Here is a 24,372-nt window from a genome sequence, read left to right on the forward strand (position 1 = left end):
ATCCCCATGCGCAAGAAGAGCGTGCTCACCGCTGCCCTCGTGGCCGCGGCCGCACTCACCCTGTCCGCCTGCGGCGGCGCCGACGACAGGAGCGACAGCCCCGTCGCCGACGTCTCGGCCCAGGCGAAGACGAAGGCCGCGACCGTACTCGACCGGCCGTTCGAGAAGCCGGACCTCGTCCTCACCGACACCACCGGCAAGAAGTACGACCTGCGCGAACAGACCAAGGGCAAGCCGACGCTGATCTACTTCGGCTACACCAACTGCCCCGATGTCTGCCCGCTGACCATGAGCAACATCGCCATCGCCAAGAAGGCGCTCCCCAAGGCCGATCAGGACAACCTGCGCGTCGTCTTCGTCACCACCGACCCCGAGCGGGACACCCCCGCCTCACTCGGCGAGTGGCTCAAGGCCCAGGACCCGTCCTTCGTCGGCCTCACCGGCGACTTCCCCACCATCCAGGCCGGCGCCCGCACTCTCGGCATCGGCATCGACCCCGCCACGAAGGAGAAGGACGGCAGCGTCGTCTCCATGCACGGGGCCCAGGTCATCGCGTTCTCCCCGAAAAACGACGAGGGGTACGTCCTGTACGGCGAGGACACCGAGTCCGACGACTACGCCAAGGACCTGCCGAAGATCGTCAAGGGAGAGAACCCGTGAACGGCCGCGCCACCCTTGCCGCCGCCATAGCCCTCAGCGCCTCCATGACGCTCGCGGGCTGCTCCTCGGACAGCGACGCCGCCGGCGGCAAGCCCGAGTTGAAGGTCAGCGGCGCGTTCATGCCCGAGCCCGTCATGGACGACATGGCGGCCGGCTTCCTCACCGTCGAGAACAGCAGCGGTACCGCGGACAAGCTCACCTCGGTCACCAGCGACATCGCCGACGAGGTCCAGATCCACGAGACCAAGGATCAGAGGATGCAGGAGGTCGAATCCTTCGACATCCCCGCCGACGGCGAACTGAATCTTGAGCGCGGCGGAAACCACATCATGTTCCTGAAGCTGAAGCAGAAGCCGAAGCAGGGCGAAAAGGTTTCGGTGGAACTGCATTTCGAGAAGGCCGGCCTCATCAAGGTCGAGCTTCCCGTGAAGGAGACCACGCACAACCCGAAGAAGCAGTGAGGGACTGACACGTCATGACGGCCACCGCCCCCCGCTTCGGAGCCGCACCACTGGTGCGGCTGCTGCTCGTCGCCGCCGCCCTCCTGGGCACCCTGCTCGCCGGCGCCACCCCCGCCTCGGCGCACGCCGCGCTGACCGGAAGCAACCCGAAGGACGGGGCGGTGGTCGCGGGCGCACCCCAGGACGTCACCCTCACCTTCTCCGAACAGGTCGCCATGGGCGACGACTCGATCCGCGTGATGGACCCCAGCGCGAAACGCGTCGACACCGGCGAACTGCGCGACCTGTGCAGCGGCAACATCGTCAAGTACGGCGTCGCCCTGCATTCCGGGCTGCCCAACGGCACGTACACGGTGGCCTGGCAGGCCGTGTCCGCCGACAGCCACCCCATCTCCGGCGCCTTCACCTTCTCCATCGGCGCCCCCTCGCAGACCACCGTCGACCTGCCCGAACAGCAGGCCGGCGGCGGCGTGGTCGGCGTCCTCTACGACATCGCGCGCTACGCCGCCTACGCCGGGTTCATCCTGCTGGCGGGCGGCGCCGCCTTCGTCCTCGCCTGCTGGCAGCGCGGCGCAGGCGTCCGGGCCCTGCAACGCCTCGTCGTGCAGGGCTGGGTGACCCTGACCGCCGCCACGCTGGCGATGCTGCTGCTGCGCAACCCGTACACCGGATCCGGGAAACTCGCAGACGCCTTCGACCTGACCGGGCTCAAGGCCGTACTCGACACCAAGACCGGCGCGTCCCTCGTCTCGCGGCTACTGCTGCTCGGGGCTGCCGCGCTGTTCGTCGCCGTCCTCTTCGGGGCGTTCGCCAAACGCGACGCCTCCCCCGACGACGAACCCCGCGGAAAAGAAGCGGCGGACGAAGCGGCGGACGAGAAGAAGGACCTCACCTTCGGGCTCGCCATCGGCGGCACCGTCGTCGCCGCCGGCATCGCCGCCACCTGGGCCCTGTCCGAGCACGCCTCGACCGGCATCCAGCCCGGCATCGCCATGCCCGTCGACGTCCTGCACCTGCTCGCCGTCGCCGCGTGGCTGGGTGGGCTGGCGGCACTGCTCGTCGCCCTCCACCAGACACCGGGCATCGAGCGCGACGCCGTGCAGCGGTTCTCCCGGATCGCCTTCGGCAGCGTCCTCGTGCTCGCCGCGACAGGCCTCTACCAGTCCTGGCGACAGGTCGGCTCCTGGTCCGCGCTGACCAGTACGTCGTACGGGCAGTTGCTGCTCGTGAAGGTGGCGCTCGTCGCCGTACTCGTCGGCGTCGCGTGGATCTCCCGGAAGTGGACCGCCCGGCTCACAGCGACCGCGGCCCCCGAGGCGCCGGGCGGCGGCCGCGCGGAAGAACCCGCCGAAGTACCCGCCGGGGAGCCGGCCGAAAATCCCGCCGAGGTACCCGAGCCCGTCACCGTCCCCGACGACCCCGCACGCGCCGTCCAGCTCGCCCGCCAGAAGGCCGTACTCGCCACCGCACGCGAGAAGCGGATCCGCGACGCCGACGCCGAGCGGACCGGACTGCGCCGCTCCGTACTGGCGGAGGCAGCCGTCGCGGTGGTGCTGCTGGCCGTGACGACCGTCCTGACGAGCACCGAGCCCGGCCGCGCCGAGGAGCAGGAGGCCGGCCGCGGCGGCGGCCAGGCGTCCACCGCCGTACCCGACCGCCCCGTGAAAATCAGCATCCCCTTCGACACCGGCGGCGAGGACGGCAAGGGCACTGCCCGCCTCGAACTCGACCCGGGCCGCACCGGCGGCAACGAGATGCACGTCTGGCTCGACCGCCCGAACGGCAAACCGCTCGACGTCCCCGAAGTGAAGGTCGCCTTCACCCTGGAGGCCAAGCGGATCGGCCCCCTCCCCATCACGCCCGACCGCCTCGCCACCGGCCACTGGACCGCGAGCGGCGTGCAGATCCCACTGCCGGGCGACTGGAAGATCGAACTGACCGTGCGCTCCTCCGACATCGACCAAGTGACCGTCAAGAAGAACGTGAAGATCGGCTGACCGGCGTGACCGACAACGACATCACCCGGCGGCGACTGCTCGGCGCAGTCGGCGCAACAGGCGCCGCCGGCCTCGCGCTCGGCGCGGCCGGCGGCGCACTCGGACACGCCGCGGCCGCCTCGGACCCCGCTCCCGCCGCGCCGGAACTGACCACCCTCGGCTCCACCGCCAGCGCCTTCCACGGCGAGCACCAGGCCGGCATCACCACCCCCATGCAGGCCAAGGGACACCTCGTCGCCTTCGACCTCGCACCCGGCGCCGGGCGCAAGGAAGCCGCCGCGCTGCTGCGCCGCTGGTCGGCCACCGCGCAGCGGCTGATGGCGGGCGAGCCTGTCGGCCCCGACGGCCAGGACACCGGCATTGCCCAGGACGCCGGACCCTCCTCGCTGACCATCACGTTCGGCTTCGGCCGTACGTTCTTCGACCGCACCGGCCTCACAGGACGGCGGCCCACCCAGCTCGACCCACTGCCCGACTTCTCCTCCGACCGGCTCGACCCCGGGCGCAGCAACGGCGACCTCTGGGTACAGATCGGCGCGAACGACGCGCTGGTGGCCTTCCACGCGCTGCGCGCGCTCCAGAAGGGGGCGGGCGAGGCCGCCCGGGTCCGCTGGCAGATGAACGGCTTCAACCGTTCGCCCGGCGCGACCGCCCGGCCGATGACCGCCCGCAATCTCATGGGCCAGATCGACGGCACCGGCAACCCGAAGTCCTCCGACGACGACTTCGACCGGCGGATCTTCGTGCCGGCGGGCAGTGCACCGGAGTACGGATGGATGGCAGGCGGGTCCTACGCGATCGTCCGGCGCATCCGCATGCTCCTCGACGACTGGGAGAAGCTCGCCCTCGCCGAGCAGGAACAGGTCATCGGACGGAAGAAATCGAATGGCGCTCCTCTTTCGGGCGGTGGCGAAACCACCGAAATGGACCTCGACAAGACCGGCCCGGACGGGAAACTCGTCATCCCCTCCAACGCCCACGCCCGGATCTCCGCGCCCGAACAGAACGGCGGCGCGGCCATGCTGCGGCGGCCGTTCTCCTACCACGACGGCATCGGACCGGACGGGGTACCGGACGCCGGCCTGCTCTTCGTCTGCTGGCAGGCCGACCCGCTGAAGGGATTCGTGCCCGTACAGCGCAAGCTCGACCGGGGCGACGCGCTGTCACCCTTCATCCGGCACGAGGCGAGTGGGCTTTTCGCCGTGCCCGGTGGGGCGCGGCCCGGCGAGTACGTCGGCCAGCGGCTGCTGGAGTCGTGAGCTCCTGCCGCCCATTAGGGTGACTGTTATGTCGGCGACTCGATATACGTATCTCGGCCCCGAGGGCACCTTCACCGAGGCCGCCCTGCGCACGCTGCCCGAAGCCGCCACCCGGGAACTCGTCCCGATGGTGTCCGTGCCGGCCGCGCTGGACGCGGTACGCAACGGGGAGGCCGCGGCCGCGCTCGTACCGATCGAGAACTCCGTGGAGGGGGGCGTCACCGCCACCCTCGACGAACTCGCCTCCGGCGAACCGCTGATGATCTACCGCGAGGTGCTGCTGCCGATCGCTTTCGCGCTGCTCGTACGGCCGGGAACCAAGCTCTCCGAGGTCAAGACGGTGACCGGACACCCGGTCGCCCAGCCGCAGGTCCGCAACTGGCTGGCCGCGAACCTGCCGCACGCCCTGTGGGAATCGGCCGCCTCGAACGCCGACGGCGCACGGCTGGTCCAGGAAGGCCGGTTCGACGCCGCCTTCGCGGGCGAGTTCGCGGCGGCGACCTACGCGCTCGTCCCGCTGGTCACCGAGATCCACGACGCGGAGAACGCCGAGACGCGCTTCGTCCTTGTGGGCCGGCCCGCCCGGCCGTCCGCCCCAACCGGGGCGGACAAGACTTCCGTCGTCATCTGGCTGGGCGACGACCATCCGGGTGCACTGCTGGAGCTGCTCCAGGAGTTCGCGGTGCGCGGGGTCAACCTCATGCTGATCCAGTCGCGGCCGACCGGTGCCGGCATCGGCAACTACTGCTTCGCCGTCGATGCCGAGGGGCATATCTCGGACCGGCGGGTGGGCGAGGCACTGATGGGGCTCAAGCGGATCTGCCCGCAGGTGCGCTTCCTCGGGTCGTATCCGCGGGCGGGAGTGGCCACCGAGGATGTCCGGGCGCTGCGCCGCGGTACTTCGGACCGGGAGTTCACGGCGGCGTCGGACTGGCTGACGCGCTGCCTCGACGGGCGGGCGTAGCAGCCGGGGGCCGTAGCCCTGTCATCGCACCGTCGGCAGTCCTACTGTCCACCCTTCCGCCAGTCCTGCTGTCATTTTTCATCCACTGCCTGACTAGTTATCCACAGGGGTCGCTCTCGACCTGGGGACAAGTCGACACGGGAATCCGGCATGGTCGACAAATCAACTCAGAGACCGCAGTTGCGTCCACAGGCAACCAGGTCCCCCTTCGTCAGCCCCATTCCATTGATCAACCCTTTGGAGCGAGCCATTCCCACCCGAATGAGTGCGTGAGAGGGGTTTGAGTAGGGAATCCCTCGTCCCGCATGCGCCTTTCGGAATGATCTCTTCCACTGTCCACAGATCGCCCACACAGCCTGTGGATAACTTTATGCGAGCTGTGAATTCCTGTGGACAACCCGCTCCAGGGCCCTTGCGTCCAAGACATCCGCGTCAGGTGACCACCGAGGGGGCGACGCTTCCTTTCCAACACGGGAGGGCTCCCCATTCCGGCAATTCACCCAACCCGTGCGAAGTGGAATATCGGGTCGAGGACACGAAGTCCGCACCGGTAGCCTGGGGGGGTGATTGACCTTCGCCTGCTCCGTGAGGACCCCGACCGAGTGCGCGCCTCCCAGCGCGCCCGTGGAGAGGACGTCGCGCTCGTCGACGCGCTTCTCTCCGCCGATGAGCGGCGCAGGTCTTCCGCCGTCCGCTTCGACGACCTCCGCTCCGAACAGAAGTCGCTCGGCAAGCTCATCCCCAAGGCCACCGGCGACGAGAAGGCCGAGCTGCTCAAGCGCACTGCCGAACTCTCCGCCGCCGTCAAGGCCGCCGACGCCGAACAGGACGAGGCCGCCGAGGAGGCGAAGCGCCTGCTTCTCCAGCTCGGCAACGTCGTCCACCCCGACGTCCCGGTCGGCGGCGAGGAGGACTTCGTCGTCCTCGAGACGCACGGCACCATCCGCGACTTCGGCGCCGAGGGCTTCGAGCCCAAGGACCACCTGGAGCTCGGCGAGGCGCTGGGCGCCATCGACGTCGAGCGCGGCGCCAAGGTCTCCGGCTCGCGCTTCTACTACCTGACGGGCGTCGGCGCGCTGCTCGAACTGGCGCTGGTGAACGCCGCCATCGCGCAGGCCACCGAGGCCGGCTTCATCCCGATGCTGACGCCCGCCCTGGTGCGTCCGCGCGCCATGGAGGGGACGGGCTTCCTCGGCCAGGCCGCCGAGAACGTCTACCACCTGGAGAAGGACGACTACTACCTGGTCGGCACCTCCGAGGTTCCGCTCGCGGCCTACCACATGGACGAGATCATCGAGGCCGGCAAGCTGCCGCTGCGTTACGCGGGCTTCTCGCCGTGCTTCCGCCGCGAGGCCGGTACGTACGGCAAGGACACCCGCGGCATCTTCCGCGTGCACCAGTTCGACAAGGTCGAGATGTTTTCGTACGTCGCACCGGAGGACGCCGAGGCCGAGCACAAGCGGCTCCTGGAGTGGGAGAAGCAGTGGCTGACCGGCCTGGAGCTGCCCTTCCAGGTGATCGACGTGGCGACCGGTGACCTCGGGGCCTCGGCCTCACGGAAGTTCGACTGCGAGGCGTGGATCCCGACCCAGGGCAAGTACCGCGAGCTGACCTCCGCCTCGAACTGCGACGAGTTCCAGGCGCGCCGGCTCTCGGTACGTATGAGGGACGGCAAGAAGGTGCAGCCGCTCGCGACGCTGAACGGCACGCTGTGCGCCGTACCGCGCACGATCGTTGCCATCCTGGAGAACCACCAGCTCGCCGACGGCTCGGTGCGGGTGCCCGAGATGCTCCGTCCCTACCTGGGCGGCCGTGAGCTGCTGGAGCCGGTCTCCAAGTGAGTTCCGCTCCGACCCCTTTCCCGTACCGCCTCATCGCGACCGACCTGGACGGCACGCTGCTGCGGAGCGACGAGACCGTCTCGCGGCGCACGCGTGACGCGCTCTCCGCCGCCACGGCGGCGGGCGCCGCGCACATCGTCGTCACCGGCCGGGCGGTACCGTGGACCCGGCACATCCTGGACGACCTGGGGTACGAGGGGCTGGCCGTCTGCGGTCAGGGGGCGCAGGTCTACCACTCGGGCGAGCACCGGCTGCTGACCTCCGTGACCCTGGACCGGCAGCTGGCAGGGATCGCCCTCGCGAAGATCGAGGCGGAGGTCGGTCCGCTGGCGCTGGCCGCGAGCCGGGACGGGCTCGATGGCGAGGTGCTGGTGGGATCCGGCTACCGGGTGCAGGACGGGCCGCTTCCGGTGGTTCCCCTCGAAGACCCGGCCGAGTTGTGGTCGGCACCGCTGAACAAGGTCTACATCCAGCACCCCGGTCTCGACGACGACGCGCTCGCGCGGGTCGCCCGCTCGACCGTGGGCAACCTGGTCGACGTGGTGATGGCGGGCCCCGGCATCGTGGAGATCCTTCCCCTGGGACTGAGCAAGGCCACCGGACTCTCGCTGGCCGCGCGGCGGCTGGGGCTGCGGGCCGCGGACACGATCGCCTTCGGTGACATGCCGAACGACATCCCGATGTTCGCGTGGGCGGCACACGGGGTGGCGATGGCCAACGCGCACGAGGAGCTGAAGGCCGTGGCCAACGAGGTGACGGCATCGAACGAGAACGACGGCATCGCGGTGGTGCTGGAGCAGTTGCTGCTCGGCTGACGCGCTGCGCTCCGGGTGGCGGAAGAGGTGGGGGTCCAACCCACCCGGGTGCTCGCGCACCCCGACGCTTTTCGAGAGCGGGGCCGGCGCCGACTGTCGGCCGGCTCTTCCCGGTGCTTACTGCGCGGAGGATGCGCGGATCGAACGCGCGCGGGTTTTCACCCGACTACGGCTGCTTCTGATGGTGCACAGTGCAAGCCGCTGCCTTGCCACTCGGCCAATCCTCCGGGAGGGCGGCCCGCGCGAATGCGCGCTCGAAGCGGCCGCCCCGGGCAGTTCCGCGGCGGCTGCGCGGAGTGGTTGGCTACTCCGGTGCCTGCCGCCTGCTGCCCTGAGGGGAACTCGACGGACTCGTACTGATCTCGGTCATCGCCGCGCTCCTCCCCGGTCCTGTGGGCCTGTCCGCCTCCACCACTCTGCCCGTACAGCTGCTGGTCCACCACTCATTTATTCGACCGCTGTCGTGACTTGTGTGATGGTCGGTCGTTCCTCAAGGTGCGTGGAGACAACTGGAGTTCGTGGCGACGTACCTTTCGTGAAGTTGAGGAGTGCCGGTGCCGGCGGAAGCCGGGCCGGTCATTGAGTGAGTGGCATCCGTGAGCGTCCGGGTGGCCCGGACCGGTGACGGCATGGTCCGCCATGAACAGCAGGATGGACCACTTCGCCGACTTGCTGCAGGAGCAGCTGCGGAAGCAGAAGCGGGCGCCCAAGCAGCGATGACGCCCTGATCCGACCCGGGCTTGAGAGGCTCCACAGCGGGCCTTTCAAGCCCGGCCCGGTCCGCAAGGTGTAGATCTAGGGACCATGAGCGACATCCGGGTCCGCCGGGTCTACGACGCCCCCGCGGACGACGACGGTACGCGCGTCCTGGCCGACCGGCTGTGGCCGCGCGGCTTGTCCAAGGACGCGGCCCGCATCGACGAGTGGCCCAAGGCCCTCACGCCGTCCACCGAGCTGCGCCGCTGGTATCACGGCCAGGAGGGGGACGCGTACGAGGAGTTCCGCCGTCGCTACGACGCCGAGCTGAACTCCCCGGACGCGGCCGCCGCGCTGGAGGGCCTGCGTGGGCTGGCCCGTACCGGGCGGCTCACGCTGCTCACCGCGGCCAAGGATCCTGAGCGCAGCCACGCGGCCGTCCTCGCGGACCGCCTCGTCACTCGTCGCCGACGAGGGTGAGCCGGCGCAACTTCTGGCCCGCGTACCAGGTGGCGCCGGCCGTGACGGCCGCCAGCAGTGTCACGGCAGCGGGGAGTCCCACGTCGGAGGCGATGGCTCCCTCGGCGCCGATCCGTTCGGCGAGGGCCAGTGCCCACTGCTGGACGCTGAGGGTCTTGGCGCCCGGCACCAGGCTGCCGAAGAGGGATTCCCACACCAGGGCGTACACGAGGCCGAAGACCACGGCGTGCCGGCTGACCGTACCGAGAAGCAGGAACAACGCGCTGTACGCGATCGAGGCGACCAGTGCCGCGACCGTGTAGGCGATGGCGATCTGCTGTCCGTTGCCGTTGAGGATGAGGCCCGCGATGAACGTGGGGATGGCGGAGAAGGCCATGGTCACGGCGATCGCCACGATCAGTTTGGTGAGGATGATCGTCGGTCGTTTCACCGGCTTCGCCAGCAGATAGACGATCGAGCCGTCGTCGATCTCCGGGCCGATTGCGCCTGTGCCGGCGATGACACCGATCAGCGGCACCATCGTGGCCAGGGCGAATCCGCCCAGTAGGTCGGCGGCGACCTGGTCGTCCGCGCCGGTGAACATCCGCACCGCCGCGGCGATGACCAGCAGCAGGGCAGGCAGCGCGAAGAGGATCAGTGCGCGGCGGCGGCCGAGAAGGGCCCGGTAGGTGAGCCGGGCAACCGTGGGGTTGTACATCGATGCCAGCTCCTTCAGGCCGCTACGAGGTAGGAGAAGACCGACTCGAGGGACTCGTCGGAGGGCGAGACCGTCAGCAGCCGGATGTCGTGCGCGCGGGCGACCCGCGGCAGCAGCTCGGTGAACCGGCCGAAGTCGACCGCCTGGATACGCAGGGCTCCTTCGGCGTGGTCGACCTCGATTCCGGCGGTGGACGGGTCGGCGATCAGCGCGGCGGCGAGCGCGCGGTCGTCGGAGGACCGTACGAGATAGCGGTGCGGGCGGTCGGTCATGAGCCGGCGGATCTTGCGGAAGTCGCCGGAGGCGGCGTGCCGGCCGGCCACGATCACCTCGATGTGGGAGGCGAGCTGTTCGACCTCCTCGAGGATGTGGGAGGAGAAGAGGACGGTGCGTCCCTCGTCGCCCATCCGCCGCAGGAGGTCCATCAGCTGCATGCGCTGGCGCGGGTCCATGCCGTTGAACGGCTCGTCGAGCAGCAGTACCGAGGGGTCGTGGACGAGGGCCGAGGCCATCTTCACGCGCTGCCGCATGCCCTTGCTGTACGTGGAGATCTTGCGGTCCTGGGCGTACTCCATCTCGACGGTGGCCAGGGCCCGCTGCGCGGCCCGCTCGTCCAGGCCGTGGAGCTCGGCGTTGGCGACGACGAACTCGCGGCCGGTCAGAAAGTCGTACATGGACTCCCGCTCCGGCACGATGCCGATCTGCCGGTAGACCGACTCGTTGCGCCAGATCGCACTGCCGTCGAGCGTGACGGTGCCGGTGGAGGGGGCGAGGAAGCCGCCCATCATGTTGATCAGGGTGGACTTGCCCGCGCCGTTGGGGCCGAGCAGGCCGGTCACGCCGGGGCCGATCGTCATGGTGACGTCGTTGACGGCCACCACGTTGCCGAACCAGCGCGAGGTGTGGTCGATGTTGATGGTGGTCACAGCCCGACCTTCCGGTAACGGCGCATGAGGACGGCGTACGAGCCGAGGACGAGCGCGAAGACGGCCAGCAGGTAGACGATGCCGATGGCGGCGGAGGGGCCGTCACCGCCCGGGAAGGATGAGGTCGCCCCGAGGAAGGCGGTCTGTACGCCGTCGATGAGCGTGCCCGGCGAGAAGAGGCCGAGCCATTCGATGGCGCCGGGTGAGCCCGTTTCGTAGGCGATCGCCTGGACGGTGGAGACCGCTCCGTAGGAGATGGTCATCACGGCGATGACGGCGGCGACACCGAACCCGCGGCGCGGTGTCAGCGCGGCGAGCACCAGGCCGATGCCGGCGAAGAAGACGGAGAGCAGCAGCACGGAGACCAGTCCCTGTGCGAACCCCTTCGTCTGGTCCGCGAAGTCGAATTTTGCGAGCAGCGCGCCGGCGTACAGGACGACGAGCGGTGCGGCGGTCAGGATGAAGAGGGCCGACGCCATCGCCGCGAACTTGGCGAGTACGTAGTCGACGCGCTCGATGGGGCGCGAGAAGTACAGCGAGACGCTCTTGAAGCGCAGGTCACGGGAGACGGACTGCGGCGCTTGCGCGGCGAGGTAGAGCCCGATGACGGCCTGGAGGTAGATCGCGTACGCGGTGTACTTGATCGGCAGGGCGGTGGCCACCGGGTTGGCGACGGCGACGGCGACGATGATGGCGGCAGGCAGGACCATCACCGCGAAGAGGATCACCGGCAGGACCTTGGACTTGGCGGAACGGCCGAGTCCGTAGGCGCCGCGCAGCGACTGCGAGAAGAGCGAGCGGCGGGCGTAGGCGCGGCCCAGGCGGGCTCCGTCGTAGTTCCGGTAGCCGATGTTGTGGATCTGGGTGGTCTCGGTACTCATCGCGCCTGTACCTCCATGGCAGGGGCGGAATCGGCCGGCCGGGCGGCGTCCACGCGGAAGACTTCCGCGATGTGGTGGCGGCGCTGCTCCATCCGTACGAGACCGAGGCCGAGGTCGGCGACGGTGTCCCGGACGAGGTCGTACGTGTCCTCGCCGGTGGCCTCCACGAGCAGAATGTGCCCGGCGCCCGGCAGGCCCTGCTCCTCGCCGCCGTGCAGCGTGACGCCGGCTGCGCCGAGGGCTTCACGCAGCGCGAGCGTCCCGTCGGGATGGGTGTCGGAGTCGGTGACCTCGACGGCGAGCGTGGTGGTGATCTGGGTGAAGTCGCTCGTGGAGCTGGAGCGCAGAAGTGAGCCGCCGTCGATGACGACGACGTGGTCGCAGGTGCGCTCCAGCTCTCCCAGAAGGTGCGAGGTGACCAGGACCGAAATGCCGAAGTCGGTGTGGATGCGGCGGATGAGGCCGAGCATCTCGTCGCGGCCGACCGGGTCGAGGCCGTTCGTCGGTTCGTCGAGGAGGACCAGCTGCGGGTCGTGGACCAGCGCCTGCGCGAGCTTGACGCGCTGCTTCATGCCGGTCGAATAGCCGCCGATGGGCCGGTAGCGCTCCTCGTACAGTCCGACGTGGCGCAGGATGTCCGCGGTGCGTTCGCGCGCCGCGGACGGCGGGAGTCCGGACATGCGCGCCATGTGGACGACGAACTCGGTGGCCGAGACGTCCGGCGGCAGGCAGTCGTGCTCGGGCATGTAACCGACCCGTTCGCGGATGGCGCCGCCACTGGTGGCGACGTCCAGGCCGAGCACGGCGGCGCGGCCTTCGGTGGCGGGGGACAGACCCAGCAGGATCTTGATCAAGGTGGACTTGCCGGCTCCGTTGGCGCCCACCAGGCCGGTCACACCGGGTCCGATGTCCATGGAGAGCCGGTCAAGCGCGGTCACCCGTGGGAACCGCTTGCTCAGGCTTTCGGTCACGATCACAGTCACGGTTCGAAGGTAGTGGCGCAGGACACAGAAGTCGTCAGACCTGACGGTGGGATCGGGTCACTCTCGAGTCGTACGTACCCGTAGGGGAGATACGACGAGGGGCAGGCCGGCGGAGCTACGGGAGAGAGCAGTCCGCAGACAGTTGTCCACAGGCCTGCGCACCCTCTTGACGCAGCCGCCGTGCATTGTCACATTCATCAGTGTCAAGTTGATGCGATGCGTACGGCTCACCTCATACTCCTCGGGACGGACAGGTGGCATGACGTCAGCAGTGCCCAGAACAGCGGGTGTCGGCCTGGACGCGGAACTTCGCGGCTTCAGGGAAGTACAGAGCCTCGCCTATGCCTGCGCGGAGGCGGTCGCGGCCCAGCTCAAACCCGGTGTCACCGAGCGCGAGGCGGCGCGGATGCAGCGCGACTGGCTCCGTGAGCGGGGGGTCCGGGACTGGTTCCACCTGCCGTTCGCCTGGTTCGGGGACCGCACGGCCTTCGCCGGCTTCCGGATACCGCTGCAGTTCTTTCCCACGAATCGCAAGCTGGAGCCGGGGATGCCTTTCATCCTCGACATGGCTCCGGTCTACAAGGGCTGCACTGCCGACATCGGCTACTCGGGCTGCCTCGGCCTCAATCCTGTGCACGACAAGCTCCTCGCCGACCTCGAGGTACACCGCGAGCTGATTTTGCAAGAGGTGCGCGAGCGCCGCCCGCTACGTCGGATATACGAGAACGTCGAAAGCCTGATGATCCGCCAGGGGTACGCCAACCGGCACCGCGCGTATCCCTTCGGGGTCATCGCCCACAAGGTCGACCGAGTCAAGGATCGCCGCTGGTCGCCCCAGGTCTTCGGGTTCGGTACGCAGGCGCTGAAAGGGCTGGCGAGCGACGCGCTGCGCGGGCACCGCGAGGGATGGTCGCCATTGTGGAGCCCGTACAAATTTTCCGACCATCCGCCCCGGCCGGGTCTGTGGGCGGTGGAACCGCACCTCGGATTCCGGGGTACGGGCGCGAAGTTCGAGGAGATCCTGGTCGTCACCGACTCCCGGGACCCCGAGCAGAGCGCGTTCTGGCTGGACGACGACCTGCCGCACGTGCGGCGCTGGGCGGAGGAGATCTCGTGAGTCTCGAAGGAGCGCGTGAGCGCCGGGTCCGAACGGGCGGGGTCGAACTGTGCGTCGCCGAGATGGGGACCGCGCCGAAGGACGGCACCCGGCCGACCGTCGTGCTCCTGCACGGCTACCCGGACAGCAAGGAAGTGTGGAGTGAGGTCGCCGAGCGGCTTGCCGAGCGCTTCCACGTCGTGCTGTACGACGTGCGAGGCCACGGCCGGTCGACCGCGCCCGCGCCACTGCGTGGTGGCTTCACCCTGGAGAAGCTGACCGACGACTTTCTGGCCGTGATCGACGCCGTGAGCCCGGACCGGCCGGTGCACGTGGTCGGACACGACTGGGGCTCGGTGCAGGCCTGGGAGTTCGTCACGGTCCGGCGCACCGAGGGGCGGATCGCCTCCTTCACCTCGATGTCCGGTCCCTCGCTCGACCACTTCGGACACTGGATCAAGAAGCGGATTGCCCGGCCCACTCCTCGCAGAGTCGGTCAGCTGCTCGGGCAGGGCGCCAAGTCCTGGTACGTGTACATGCTGCACACCCCCGTGCTGCCGGAGCTCGCCTGGCGCGGGCCGCTCGGCAAGCAGTGGCCGAAGATCCTTCAGCGGGTGGAGAAGTTGCCCGGCGGTGCCTATCCGACCTCCTCACTGCCCACCGACGCGGCGCACGGCGCCTGGCTGTACCGGGACAACGTCCGCACCCGGCTGCGCAGGCCGCGCTCGGACGCGTACGCGCACGCGCCCGTCCAGCTGATCACACCGACCGGCGACGCCTTCCTTTCCGAGCGGCTCTACGACGAGTTGGAGCAGTGGGCCCCACAGCTCGTCCGGCGGTCGCTCCCGGCCAAGCACTGGGTGCCGCGCACGCGGCCCGACCGGGTGGCCGGCTGGATCGCCGAATTCGTGCAGGCCAACGAGAACGGGGCGCTCCCCGGCGGCATCGTGGCGACCGGCCCGTACGCCGAGCGCTTCGGTGGTCAGCTCGTCCTGGTGACGGGCGCCGCCAGCGGCATCGGGCGGGCCACGGCCTTCGCGTTCGCCGAGGCGGGGGCGCGGGTGGTGGCCGTGGACCGGGACGCCGAGGGGGCGGCACGGACGGCGGACATGGCCCGGCTGATCGGCTCGCCCGACGCGTGGGCCGAGACCGTCGACGTCAGCGACGAGCAGGCGATGGAGAAGCTGGCCGAGAAGGTCGCCACCGAGTACGGGATCGTGGACGTGCTGGTCAACAATGCCGGCATCGGGTTGTCGGGGTCGTTCTTCGAGACCACCAGCGAGGACTGGAAGAAGGTCCTCGACGTGAATCTGTGGGGTGTGATCCACGGCTGCCGGATCTTCGGCAAGCAGATGGCCGCGCGCGGCCAGGGCGGCCACATCGTCAACACCGCGTCCGCGGCGGCGTATCAGCCGTCGAAGGCGCTGCCCGCGTACAGCACCTCCAAGGCGGCGGTGCTGATGCTCAGCGAGTGCCTGCGCGCCGAGCTGGCCGGGCAGTCCATCGGGGTCTCGGCGATCTGCCCCGGCTTCGTCAACACCAACATCACTGCCACCGCGCGCTTCGCCGGGGTCGACGAGGCGGAGGAGAAGCGTCGCCAGAAGAAGTCGAGCCGGCTGTACGGACTGCGCAACTATCCGCCGGAGAAGGTCGCCGACGCGATTCTGCGCGCCGTCGTGAACAACCAGGCGGTCGTACCGGTGACACCGGAGTCCCGTGGGGCCCGCTTCCTGTCCCGATTCGCCCCCAAGATCCTGCGGGCGATCGCGCGGCTGGAGCCTCGGCTGTGAGCGCCGCGAAAAAGCACCGGACCGGGGACCACCACAGCATCGTGCCGCGCAGGGTCTCGTTCGACTGGCGCGAAACCCCGTTGCACTGGATACCGGACGAGCCCACGGCCACCCATGTCATCAACGTGCTGCACCTGCTGCTGCCGGCCGGCGAACGGTGGTTCGTCAAGGTGTTCAAGGAGGGCCTCCCGCTCGTCACCGACCCGGCCCTACGGAAAGATGTCAAGGGCTTCATGGGCCAGGAAGCCACGCACAGCGTCCAGCACGCGTACGTACTGGACCACCTGGCGGACCAGCGGCTGGACGCGGAGGCGTACACGCGGCACGTCGACTTCCTCTTCGAGAAACTCCTGGGCGAGAAGCCTCCCTTCGGCGTTCCGATACCCGTCGGGGAGTGGCTGCGATTCCGCCTCGCTCTGATCGCCGCGATCGAGCAGTTCACGGCAGTCCTGGGGAACTGGGTCCTGCATGCCGAAGGGCTCGACCGCGCGGGAGCCGACGAGGTCATGCTCGACCTGCTGCGCTGGCACGGCGCGGAGGAGGTCGAGCACCGGGCCGTCGCCTTCGACATGTACCAGCACTGCGGCGGCACGGGACTGCCTCGCTACGCCCGTCGTATCGAGGGGATGGCCGTGGTCGCGCCGGTGCTCCTGTGGCTCTGGTGCTGGGGCGCCTCGTATCTGATCCGTCACGACCCGCAGCTCGCGGGCCGGCGGCGCTATTCACTCCGGGAGCACAACAGGGCGGTGGCGAGAGGTCTGCTGCCCGGCTGGCGTGAGCTCGGCTCGGCCATACCCCGCTACTTCCGGCGGTCGTACCATCCCTCGCAGGAAGGCTCGCTGCGCAAGGCCGTCGAATATCTGGCGGTCTCACCGGCGGCCCGTGCGGCGGCGGGAGCGATCGGCCGCGCGGCCTTGTTGTAGCTCTTCGTAGGGAGTGGCTTTGTCCGAGCAAGGAGTCGCCGAGTACCGGATCGAGGACCTGTCACACCACAGTGGTGCCACGGTTCGGACCATCCGCGCCTACCAGGACCGCGGGCTCCTGCCGAGGCCGGAGCGACGCGGACGGTCCAACGTCTACCGGGACACTCACCTTGCACGGCTGCGCCAGATCGCCGGCCTCCTCGACCGCGGCTACACCCTGGCCTCCATCAAGGAGCTCCTGGAGGCATGGGACGCCGGACGCGGGCTCGGTGGGGTGCTCGGGCTGGTCGCCGAAGTGCAGGGGCCCTGGACCGACGAGGTGGCCACCCGCATCTCGCGCGCCGAGCTGGACGAGAGGTTCGGCGGCAAGCCCGACGACACCGCGGTGGAGGAGGCCGTCGATCTCGGCGTGCTGGAGCGTGTTCCGGGGCGGGAAGACGAGTTCCTGGTGCCCAGCCCGCAGGAGCTGGCGGTGGCGGCCGAGCTGCACGCGGCGGGTGTGCCGCTGCCCGCGATCTCCGGTCATCTGCGCGAGCTGCGCGGCCAGGTCGAGCACATCGCCTCGCGGTTCCTGGAGTTCACGACGGAGCACGTATTCGCCCGCTACCTGGGCCACCGTCCGCCGACGGATGCGGATGCCACGGAAGCGGCCGCTCTGGTACGGCGGCTGCGCCCGCTGGCCCAGCAGACGGTGGACGCGGAGCTGGCCCGTGCGATGCAGCTGTTCGCCACCCGTCACCTGCAGAGCCACCTCGGCACGGTCGGCCAGCCGCCCGCCGATGAGGGACCGGCTCCGGTGGCCCTCCCGGCGGATACGGTCCGCGCGGTACAGGAGCTGGTGGGACCGGACCAGGTGGCGGCGTTCGTCAGGGCGGCCACGGAGCGGGAGCTGCAGGCCCGCACCATGAATGCCCTGGCCGAGCGGGCTGCCGGACCGCCCGTCGCCTGATCCGACCGCTCGATTGTGCTCATTGAGTTACCCACAGCCCCCGGCCGCCTGGATGTCCGAACCGACCACCACGGTCACGAGGGCGCCGTGCCGACAGGGAGCGTAAACCAGGTGCCGAGGTGCGCCCCGCGCGGGCACTCTGACGTCATGGATGAAAGACGCACCGTGAAGGTGTCGAAGTACCTCTCGAAGCATCTGCGGCACCAGCCGGAACGCATCGGCCTCACGCTCGACCCCAGCGGCTGGGTGGAGATAGACGTCCTCATGCGGGCCGCCGCCGCGCACGGCTTCCCCTTCACTCGGGACGAGCTGGACCATGTGGTCGCCGCCAATGACAAACAGCGCTTCGCCGTCGACGGCAGCCGTATCCGGGCCAGTCAGGGCCACACCGTCCGGATCGACCTCGGTCTGCCCCCGGCCGAGCCGCCCGCGTACCTCTACCACGGCACCGTTTCCCGCAGCCTGGACGCGATCCGCGCCGAAGGCCTGCGCCCGATGAACCGCCACCATGTCCATCTCTCACCCGACCGCGAGACCGCGACCCGGGTGGGTGCCCGGCGCGGCCGTCCGGTTGTCCTCGCAGTCGACGCCGGTGCGATGCACCGAGCCGGGCACGTCTTCCGGGTGAGCGCCAACGGCGTCTGGCTCGCTGATGCCGTACCACCGGAGTTCCTGCGCTTCCCGGGCTGACCGGCAGCACCAAATCCGCCAGCCGCAGGCTGAAACGCCGTGGCCCAGGCTGCGGAAGAGGCCCCGGTGGGAAGTCCACCCGGGCCCCTCGCGTTCAGCAGGTTCAGCCCGCGCGCAGGAACGCGCTGGTGGAAACCCTGCCCACCATCTTCAGCCGGGTATGCCCGGCCAGATGGGCGTCGGCCGCCTCCTGCACACCGGGCCACCTGCCGTCCCCGTAGTCGTCCAGCACCACGATCGCGCCCGTCGCCGCGATCTGCTCGACCCACTCCAGGTCCCTGGCCACGCCCTCCTTGGAGTGGTCCCCGTCGACGACGATCACTCCGTACCGCCGGTCCGACAGCGCCTCCCGCACGGCCGGGTCCTCGGAGAAGCCGCGGTGCAGCCGCAGCCGCTCCGGGTCCACCCCCGCGTAGGCGAGATTGGCACGTACGACGTCCTCCGTGATCGGCGTCCCGGACGGATCACGGTTGATCTCCACGCCCGGCTGTAGTTGTACCGGGGCGATCGGGTCCACGATCGTCAGCTGGTATGCGAGCCCGCGCCGCAGCAGCTGTCGGGCCATTCCGCCCGCAAAAAGGCCGTACAGCGTGCCGATTTCGAGAATTTCGCCGTTCGGCGGCCCCAGCAGCGGTGTGGTGGTCAGCTTTCCCAGGATGTTCGACGTGGAGCCGGCGATCCGGCCGACGCCGCGCGACTCCAGTTCCACCAGGGTACGGAAGGCCTGGACGGTCTCCGTGTACGCACCTTGGCGACCCGTCACCTCGGCGATGCGAGCTGCCAGTTCGGTGATCATCTGCTTACTGGGCATCCGGTCGTTCAGCCGGCCCTCGCGCCCGTACAGCATGTCGTAGGAGTGCGGCCGCACATGCTGCGCGGACATCTGCTGCCGCGTTTCCCTCAGTTCCTTGCGCAGGCTCTCGATCTCACGGTCGGCCGCATGCAGCCTTTTGTCTATGCGCCGGTCGATCCGGGAGATCACAGGCTGGAGCAGGCGCCGCGCGGGCAGGGCCCGCAGCGGGCGCAAGGGGACGTCGGTCATGGTGTTCTCCTGATTCGATGTACGGCGGTACGCAGTCGGGCCACGGGCGTGGCGGGCCCGGGAGCCCCCGGCAGCCCGAGCGCGCGCAGTCTGCGGCGTTTGAAATAGGGGGCGGTCTCCGGGCCGAGCGGGCGGCCCGGCCCTTCGCAGTGCGCGGCAAGGAAACGCTCGGCGTCCTCCCGGAGATGGGCGCAGCCTTCAGGCTGCATGCAGTGGCCGACGGCCGTCAGAAGCGGTGCGATGCGCCCGTTCACGACAGCCGGCGACAGGTCGAGGGGCTTGCCGTCGCAGCCGTCCCGCTCCAGGTCGGGCAGGAGGGCGCGGACAAGGGTGACGGGGACGCGGTTGCTGTTCTCGTACGGGGACAGGCGCTCCAGCAGCAGATCTGTACCGACGGCGGCCACGGGCACGCCGTAGTGCACGGCGGCGGTGAGCAGGGCGGTGGAGAAGCAGCCGGTGACCAGCGCCGGACGCAGCCGCTGAACGAGCGTCTCGGCGAGGATCGGGGTGTCGCACACGACCAGCCGTATCCCGGCCGCTTCGGCCGCGAGCTGCAAGGACTCCTCGCCCAGCGGAAGCGCGGATGGGTGCGGCTTGAACACCACGGTGCGGTGTCCGGCCCGGGCAGCCGCATGCAGCATGCGCCCGTGCAGCTCCCGTTCCTCGTACACGGACAGGATGCCGGCCGCTGCGAGGTACTGGCCGAGCATCAGTACCGGGCCCTCTCGGTCCTGGCCGGGCGGCGTCCCGCCGGGCTGCTCCTGCGCGGCCAGTCCCTGGCCCTCCAACGGTGGGGCGGCTCTTTCCAGTTCGGCGAAGACGCCCTGTATGGCCCCGGCCGGCACCGTCTCGGCCGGCACCGCGTACTCGGAGAGAAGCAGGGGCCGGAGACCGTTCACCAGGTCGGGGTGGAGGAGCCGGCGGATCCGGCCGTGCACGGAGTGCGGGAGGGCGTCGCGGGTGGGCCCGTAGCTCATCAAGCCGTCCGCATAGACGTCGAGGGGACTGTCGGCGAAGACGGCGGCGAGCGCGAGGGCCGGGGCGGCCTGAATGGACTCCAGGGCGAGTTCGACCGGCTCGCTCCCCAGGTCCCAGGCATGGCGCAGCAGCCGTTGCCAGGCGGTGATGTCCTGTGTACGCGGGACCCAGGCGGCGGGGTGGTGCGGATGGATCACCTTGTTCCAGTGGACGACCGCGTCGAAGCGGGCGCGGATCCGGTCGAAGCCGGGCATCCGGTCCAGTGCCGGCGTGACCTCTGGATTGGGTGCGTTGTTGGTGACGAGCAGGGTGCGGTGCACCCGGTTGCCAGGACCGAACATCCCGGCGTCGAGGGCGGCGGCGAGGGTGGCCGCGCCGTACCCGGTGGAGGCGGCAAAGATCTGATGCCGCCTGCCGCTGCGGAGGGTCATACGGCGAGGGCCTTTCTCTTCGTCGGCCGCATCCGGGTCATCAGCCCGCGCATCCCGTACAGCGCGTCGAGGGCGGCGGCACGCTCGGGCGGCATGTCCCTCAGCACCCGGTCGAGGACTGCCCGGTCCATCCGGTCGAGCCGCGCGCGGGCCAGGGCGGGCAGCCGCCGGGCGACCGTCGGCTGGTAGCGGTCGGCTTGCAAAAGCTGGCCCGCCATGATCGAGCAGTACGTCTGGACCGCTTTGGGTAGCAGCCGGTCGTGTTCCGGGTCCTCGGCGAGCTGGTCGAGCAGCAGGTCGAAGGCGCGGAAGAAGTCCAGCCGCCGCTCGTCTCCCGCCTGGGTGAGTGAAGCGGCCACCCCGCGCCGGTAGCGGATGCCGTCCAGCGTGACGACGGCGTACGACCGGGCCTGCCGGTGCAGCCGCCAGATCCAGGGCCGGTCCTCGGTCATCCGCAGGCCGGCGTCGAAGCGCAGGACCCCGCGGTCCAGCAGCGCCCGGTCGTAGATACCGGCCCACGCGTACGGGTAGTCGGTCATCGTCTGCCGGTCGTGCGGCAGGATCGAGCCGCGAGGATCGAGGACCTGTTCGCGGCGGGGTTCGGGGGCCCGGTGCAGCACCCGTCTGAGACCGGTGACCTGCACGTGATCGGTGCGGACGAACTCGCAGCCGTGGCGCTCAATGGCGGCGACCAGCCGGTCGAGATGGCCCGGGGCCAGCCAGTCGTCACCGTCGAGAAAGGTGACATAGCGGCCACGGGCGGCGTCGAGACCCGTATTGCGCGCGTCGGCGAGACCGCGGTTGTCCGGGTGCCGGATGACAACACTGCCGGGCAGCAGTTCCGCGAAGTGCTCGATGATCCGGAGCGTCCGGTCGGTGGAGCAGTCGTCGACGAGAACGAACTCGAAGCCGGGGCGTGTGTTGTGGACCAGACTCTGGAGGGTCTCGGCGGCGTAGTCCTGGACGTTGTGGAAGGGAACGACGACGGACAGTTTCACGTGAAACGACGCTAGGAGTTCTCAGCCGCCACCCCAAGACCCTCGGCCCGAAGTTCGCGCGCTGATCATCTGCCCAGCACCTGTCCCGTCGACCTCCGTTCACGGCCCGTCCACCGTGCCCTCGCCGTGGGGCCGCGCGACGGGCCGGACCCGTATGACAGACGTACCGGTACGGGCGATCGGCCGCCGAGCATGCGGCATGAGCCGTCCACCCGGGTGAGGTAACCCCGGGTCCGTCACCGGGTTGACGGCGGTGGGTAACGGGTCGGCCGCGCGGTGCAGCAGCAGGTTCCGCAGCGGGCGCTAGCCGAGCTGAGCCAGGCCCTCCATCGCGATGCGCTCGAAGACCTTCACGTCGGTGGCGAAGTCCGAGTCGGGGATCGGGGCGTGAATCACGATCTCGGTGATTCCCAGGGCGAAGTGCCGGCCCGCGAAGTCGACGAAGGCGTCGATGGAGTCCAGGGGACGGTCCGGGGTGAAGCCGGTGAGAAAGATCTTGTCGAGTTCGCTCGCGTCCCGGCCGATCTCCGCGCAGGCCGCACCGAGCTTCCCGATCTGCCCGCGGATGGCCTCCAGCGACTGGCCGGGCGTTCCGGACTCGAAGAGCCTCGGGTCGCCGGTGGTCACCCAGGCCTGCCCGTGCCGTGCGGCCAGCTTGAGCCCCCGAGGCCCGGTCGCGGCGACGGCGAAGGGCAGGCGTGGGCGCTGTACACAGCCCGGGATGTTGCGGGCCTCGGTGGCGGAGTAGTGGGTGCCCTCGTGGGTGACCACGGGCTCGGTGAGCAGCCGGTCCAGCAGCGGCACGAATTCCGCGAAATGGTCGGCCCGCTCACGGGGCGTCCAGGGCTCCTGGCCGCTTTTCAACAGCGTCGTGGCGTCGAAGCCGTTACCGCCGGCGCCGATGCCGAGAGTGATACGGCCGCCCGAGACGTCGTCCAGGGTGATCAAATCCTTGGCCAGGGTCACCGGGTGCCGGAAGTTCGGCGACGTGACCAAAGTGCCCAGACGCAGCCGGTCGGTGGACGCGGCGGCCGCCGTGAGCGTCGGGACGGCGCCGAACCACGGTCCGTCGCGGAACGTCCGCCACGACAGGTGGTCGTAGGTGTACGCGGTGTGGAAACCGAGCTGCTCGGCTCGCTGCCACTGCTCGCGGCCACCCTCATGCCAGCGGCGGACAGGAAGGATCACGGTACTCAGGCGCATATGTACGACCATACGGTGCCCGCGCGCACACCCTGTCCGGCCCCATTTGCCCGCGCCCGGTGCCGGAACTCAGATGTGCGCCCTCGCGAACGCTCGTGCACCCCGGTGCGCGAAGATGGATCCGTGACCTCAGCTCCCAAGAACCTCACTGGCCCCCGGCTGATCGCCACCGATCTGGATGGCACGCTGCTGCGTGACGACAAATCGGTCTCGGACCGTACGATCGCCGCCCTTGCGGCCGCCGAGGAGGCCGGGATCGAGGTCTTCTTCGTCACCGGACGCCCCGCCCGCTGGATGGACGTCGTCAGCGCCCATGTGCATGGTCACGGCCTGGCGATCTGCGCCAACGGCGCGGCGGTCGTCGATCTGCACGCAGGCGGCCGGATCATCGAGGTCCGCGCCCTTGAGCGGGCACGCGCCCTCGAAATCGTGCACGCGCTCCGCGCCGCCGCCCCCGGGACGTCCTTCGCGGTCGAGCTGACCACCGGTATTCACTACGAGCCGACCTACCCGCCGTTCTTCCTAGACCCGGGCGCCACCGTCGCCATCGCCGAGAAGCTCCTGCACGAGGAGTCGGAGGGTGCCGGAGCGCCGGTGCTCAAGCTGCTCGCCCACCACCCCGAGCTCGCGCCTGACGACTTCCTCACCCTCGGCCGCACGGCGGCGGGTGACCTCGGGTCCATCACGCGCTCCAGCGCCACCGCTTTGCTGGAGATCAGCGGGCTCGGTGTCTCCAAGGCCAGCACGCTCGCGCTCTGCTGCGCCGAGCGCGGCATCGCGCCCGAGCAGGTCGTGGCCTTCGGGGACATGCCGAACGACCTGGAGATGCTGAGCTGGGCCGGCACGTCGTACGCGATGGGCAATGCCCACCCCGACGTGGTGGCCGCAGCCTCCGGACGCACCGTGGCGAACAACGAGGACGGCGTCGCCGTCGTCATCGAGCGCATCCTCGCCGAGTGCCGCGACGGCCGCCTCTAGCCAGTCCCTGTCCGGTGCCGAGCGCCACCCTGCCGGGCCCGCCTACTCGGTGGGATCCGCCCCGTGTGCGCGCAGCCAGCGCGCCGGGTCGACACCCGAACCGTGGTGGGGTGTGAGCCGCATCTCGAAGTGGAGGTGCGGCCCGGTCGAGTTGCCCGTGGACCCCGCCCGTCCGATCCACTGGCCGGTGCGCACCCGTTCCCCGCGATCTACGGCGACCGAGGCCAGGTGCGCGTACTGCGAGTAGTAGCCGTTGGGGTGCCCGACCACGATCTCGGTGCCGAAGGCGCCGCCGCACGCCACGCGCACGACCTGTCCGTCGCCCACCGAACGCACGGGCGTGCCGGACGGAACGGCGAAGTCCTGCCCGGTGTGCCCGTTCGACCAACGTGCCCCGGTACTGCCGAAGGACGTGGACAACACGTAGCCCTCCACGGGCAGGACCCAGCTCAGCCCGCCGGCCGCACCGCTGGGCTGGTTCACGCGCACTGCGCCGGGGCACGGTCCGGCCGCCCCGGAACCGCTGTCCGATCCGTCGCTTCCTCCGCTGGTGACCGCCGAAACCAGCAGCCCGCCGCATACGCACAGCACGGGAACGAGGGGCAGCCCAAGTGGTCCACGTCGCATGCACGGA

At 69.8% G+C, this 24,372-nt stretch carries 22 protein-coding genes, 2 tRNA genes and 1 pseudogene; 14 read left to right on the forward strand and 11 right to left on the reverse strand.

The window, feature by feature from the left end; all coding sequences use genetic code 11:
* Positions 1-6 precede the first annotated feature (6 nt).
* The 7 genes from AB0M62_RS05835 (at position 7) to AB0M62_RS05865 (ending at position 7,997) form a co-directional block, all read left to right on the forward strand.
* The gene (locus AB0M62_RS05835; protein WP_366072860.1) at positions 7-660 is read left to right on the forward strand and encodes an SCO family protein; all 654 of its coding nucleotides are present in this window, start codon (positions 7-9) and stop codon (positions 658-660) included.
* On the forward strand, positions 657-1,121 hold the full coding sequence (locus AB0M62_RS05840; RefSeq protein ID WP_366072861.1) for a copper chaperone PCu(A)C: 465 nt from the start codon (positions 657-659) through the stop codon (positions 1,119-1,121). The genes AB0M62_RS05835 and AB0M62_RS05840 overlap by 4 nt, the downstream gene beginning before the upstream one ends.
* Positions 1,122-1,135: 14 nt before the next feature.
* On the forward strand, positions 1,136-3,118 hold the full coding sequence (locus tag AB0M62_RS05845; protein WP_366072862.1) for a copper resistance protein CopC: 1,983 nt from the start codon (positions 1,136-1,138) through the stop codon (positions 3,116-3,118).
* A gap of 5 nt (positions 3,119-3,123) precedes the next feature.
* Positions 3,124-4,377: an iron uptake transporter deferrochelatase/peroxidase subunit gene (gene efeB, locus AB0M62_RS05850; RefSeq protein WP_366072863.1), complete on the forward strand. Its 1,254-nt coding sequence runs from the start codon at positions 3,124-3,126 to the stop codon at positions 4,375-4,377.
* A gap of 28 nt (positions 4,378-4,405) precedes the next feature.
* Complete coding sequence (gene pheA / locus AB0M62_RS05855; RefSeq protein WP_366072864.1) at positions 4,406-5,341, forward strand: prephenate dehydratase; 936 nt, start codon at positions 4,406-4,408, stop codon at positions 5,339-5,341.
* A 563-nt stretch (positions 5,342-5,904) separates the two neighbouring features.
* On the forward strand, positions 5,905-7,182 hold the full coding sequence (gene serS / locus AB0M62_RS05860; RefSeq protein WP_366072865.1) for a serine--tRNA ligase: 1,278 nt from the start codon (positions 5,905-5,907) through the stop codon (positions 7,180-7,182).
* Complete coding sequence (locus tag AB0M62_RS05865) at positions 7,179-7,997, forward strand: HAD family hydrolase (RefSeq protein ID WP_366072866.1); 819 nt, start codon at positions 7,179-7,181, stop codon at positions 7,995-7,997. The genes serS and AB0M62_RS05865 overlap by 4 nt, the downstream gene beginning before the upstream one ends.
* Positions 7,998-8,013: 16 nt before the next feature.
* Here AB0M62_RS05865 and AB0M62_RS05870 read toward each other — a convergent pair.
* A tRNA-Ser gene (locus AB0M62_RS05870) sits at positions 8,014-8,108 on the reverse strand.
* Between the two features lie 14 nt (positions 8,109-8,122).
* Positions 8,123-8,224: transfer RNA gene (locus AB0M62_RS05875), tRNA-OTHER, on the reverse strand.
* 577 nt (positions 8,225-8,801) lie between these two features.
* On the opposite strand from AB0M62_RS05875, the gene AB0M62_RS05880 reads away from it, so the two are divergent.
* On the forward strand, positions 8,802-9,173 hold the full coding sequence (locus AB0M62_RS05880; protein ID WP_366072867.1) for a DUF488 family protein: 372 nt from the start codon (positions 8,802-8,804) through the stop codon (positions 9,171-9,173).
* Here the strand turns inward: AB0M62_RS05880 and AB0M62_RS05885 are convergent.
* Genes AB0M62_RS05885 through AB0M62_RS05900 form a run of 4 tightly spaced genes read right to left on the reverse strand, consistent with a single transcriptional unit; the run spans position 9,151 to position 12,654 of the window.
* Positions 9,151-9,870: an ABC transporter permease subunit gene (locus AB0M62_RS05885; RefSeq protein WP_366072868.1), complete on the reverse strand. Its 720-nt coding sequence runs from the start codon at positions 9,868-9,870 to the stop codon at positions 9,151-9,153. The genes AB0M62_RS05880 and AB0M62_RS05885 overlap by 23 nt on opposite strands.
* Positions 9,871-9,884: 14 nt before the next feature.
* A complete protein-coding gene (locus AB0M62_RS05890; protein WP_366072869.1) occupies positions 9,885-10,796 on the reverse strand; it encodes an ABC transporter ATP-binding protein in 912 nt (303 codons plus the stop codon).
* Entirely contained in the window at positions 10,793-11,677 is an 885-nt protein-coding gene (locus AB0M62_RS05895) for an ABC transporter permease (RefSeq protein ID WP_366072870.1), read from the reverse strand. The genes AB0M62_RS05890 and AB0M62_RS05895 overlap by 4 nt, the downstream gene beginning before the upstream one ends.
* Positions 11,674-12,654, reverse strand: a complete 981-nt coding sequence (locus AB0M62_RS05900) for an ABC transporter ATP-binding protein (protein ID WP_366073066.1) — start codon at positions 12,652-12,654, stop codon at positions 11,674-11,676. The genes AB0M62_RS05895 and AB0M62_RS05900 overlap by 4 nt, the downstream gene beginning before the upstream one ends.
* Positions 12,655-12,919: 265 nt before the next feature.
* On the opposite strand from AB0M62_RS05900, the gene AB0M62_RS05905 reads away from it, so the two are divergent.
* From AB0M62_RS05905 to AB0M62_RS05925, 5 genes are all read left to right on the forward strand, one after another.
* The gene (locus AB0M62_RS05905) at positions 12,920-13,777 is read left to right on the forward strand and encodes a M24 family metallopeptidase (RefSeq protein ID WP_366072871.1); all 858 of its coding nucleotides are present in this window, start codon (positions 12,920-12,922) and stop codon (positions 13,775-13,777) included.
* Positions 13,774-15,546: an SDR family oxidoreductase gene (locus AB0M62_RS05910; protein WP_366072872.1), complete on the forward strand. Its 1,773-nt coding sequence runs from the start codon at positions 13,774-13,776 to the stop codon at positions 15,544-15,546. The genes AB0M62_RS05905 and AB0M62_RS05910 overlap by 4 nt, the downstream gene beginning before the upstream one ends.
* Positions 15,543-16,469: a metal-dependent hydrolase gene (locus AB0M62_RS05915; RefSeq protein WP_366072873.1), complete on the forward strand. Its 927-nt coding sequence runs from the start codon at positions 15,543-15,545 to the stop codon at positions 16,467-16,469. Before AB0M62_RS05910 ends, AB0M62_RS05915 begins: the two co-directional genes overlap by 4 nt.
* 19 nt (positions 16,470-16,488) lie before the next feature.
* Complete coding sequence (locus AB0M62_RS05920) at positions 16,489-17,418, forward strand: MerR family transcriptional regulator (RefSeq protein WP_366072874.1); 930 nt, start codon at positions 16,489-16,491, stop codon at positions 17,416-17,418.
* Positions 17,419-17,565: 147 nt separating this feature from the next.
* Entirely contained in the window at positions 17,566-18,108 is a 543-nt protein-coding gene (locus AB0M62_RS05925) for an RNA 2'-phosphotransferase (protein WP_366072875.1), read from the forward strand.
* A gap of 103 nt (positions 18,109-18,211) precedes the next feature.
* On the opposite strand, the gene AB0M62_RS05930 is transcribed toward AB0M62_RS05925, so the two are convergent.
* The 4 genes from AB0M62_RS05930 to AB0M62_RS05945 all read right to left on the reverse strand — a co-directional run bounded on the left by AB0M62_RS05930 (position 18,212) and on the right by AB0M62_RS05945 (position 22,760).
* Positions 18,212-19,150 carry a class I SAM-dependent methyltransferase gene (locus AB0M62_RS05930; protein WP_366072876.1) on the reverse strand — a complete coding sequence of 313 codons (939 nt, stop codon included), beginning with the start codon at positions 19,148-19,150 and terminating at the stop codon, positions 18,212-18,214.
* Positions 19,147-20,559, reverse strand: a complete 1,413-nt coding sequence (locus AB0M62_RS05935) for a polysialyltransferase family glycosyltransferase (RefSeq protein ID WP_366072877.1) — start codon at positions 20,557-20,559, stop codon at positions 19,147-19,149. The genes AB0M62_RS05930 and AB0M62_RS05935 overlap by 4 nt, the downstream gene beginning before the upstream one ends.
* On the reverse strand, positions 20,556-21,557 hold the full coding sequence (locus tag AB0M62_RS05940) for a glycosyltransferase family 2 protein (RefSeq protein ID WP_366072878.1): 1,002 nt from the start codon (positions 21,555-21,557) through the stop codon (positions 20,556-20,558). The genes AB0M62_RS05935 and AB0M62_RS05940 overlap by 4 nt, the downstream gene beginning before the upstream one ends.
* Before the next feature lie 303 nt (positions 21,558-21,860).
* A complete protein-coding gene (locus tag AB0M62_RS05945) occupies positions 21,861-22,760 on the reverse strand; it encodes an LLM class flavin-dependent oxidoreductase (protein ID WP_366072879.1) in 900 nt (299 codons plus the stop codon).
* Positions 22,761-22,883: 123 nt separating this feature from the next.
* Between AB0M62_RS05945 and AB0M62_RS05950 the strand changes: the two genes are divergently transcribed.
* Positions 22,884-23,738 (forward strand): HAD-IIB family hydrolase, encoded by an 855-nt coding sequence (locus AB0M62_RS05950; RefSeq protein ID WP_366072880.1) that lies wholly within the window; start codon positions 22,884-22,886, stop codon positions 23,736-23,738.
* A gap of 42 nt (positions 23,739-23,780) precedes the next feature.
* Here the strand turns inward: AB0M62_RS05950 and AB0M62_RS05955 are convergent.
* A pseudogene (locus AB0M62_RS05955) lies at positions 23,781-24,257 on the reverse strand (M23 family metallopeptidase); the annotation flags it as partial.
* Positions 24,258-24,372: the final 115 nt, after the last annotated feature.

It is taken from the genome of Streptomyces sp. NPDC051219, assembly GCF_040682335.1.
Lineage (GTDB): Bacteria > Actinomycetota > Actinomycetes > Streptomycetales > Streptomycetaceae > Streptomyces.

Coding starts and splice junctions, on each gene's coding strand:
- pheA (WP_366072864.1), top strand. CDS start 4,406: ATGTCGGCGACTCGATATACGTATCTCGGCCCCGAGGGCACCTTCACC.
- AB0M62_RS05835 (WP_366072860.1), top strand. CDS start 7: ATGCGCAAGAAGAGCGTGCTCACCGCTGCCCTCGTGGCCGCGGCCGCA.
- AB0M62_RS05885 (WP_366072868.1), bottom strand. CDS start 9,870: ATGTACAACCCCACGGTTGCCCGGCTCACCTACCGGGCCCTTCTCGGC.
- AB0M62_RS05905 (WP_366072871.1), top strand. CDS start 12,920: ATGACGTCAGCAGTGCCCAGAACAGCGGGTGTCGGCCTGGACGCGGAA.
- AB0M62_RS05930 (WP_366072876.1), bottom strand. CDS start 19,150: ATGACCGACGTCCCCTTGCGCCCGCTGCGGGCCCTGCCCGCGCGGCGC.
- AB0M62_RS05880 (WP_366072867.1), top strand. CDS start 8,802: ATGAGCGACATCCGGGTCCGCCGGGTCTACGACGCCCCCGCGGACGAC.
- AB0M62_RS05945 (WP_366072879.1), bottom strand. CDS start 22,760: ATGCGCCTGAGTACCGTGATCCTTCCTGTCCGCCGCTGGCATGAGGGT.
- AB0M62_RS05925 (WP_366072875.1), top strand. CDS start 17,566: ATGGATGAAAGACGCACCGTGAAGGTGTCGAAGTACCTCTCGAAGCAT.
- AB0M62_RS05895 (WP_366072870.1), bottom strand. CDS start 11,677: ATGAGTACCGAGACCACCCAGATCCACAACATCGGCTACCGGAACTAC.
- AB0M62_RS05935 (WP_366072877.1), bottom strand. CDS start 20,559: ATGACCCTCCGCAGCGGCAGGCGGCATCAGATCTTTGCCGCCTCCACC.
- AB0M62_RS05845 (WP_366072862.1), top strand. CDS start 1,136: ATGACGGCCACCGCCCCCCGCTTCGGAGCCGCACCACTGGTGCGGCTG.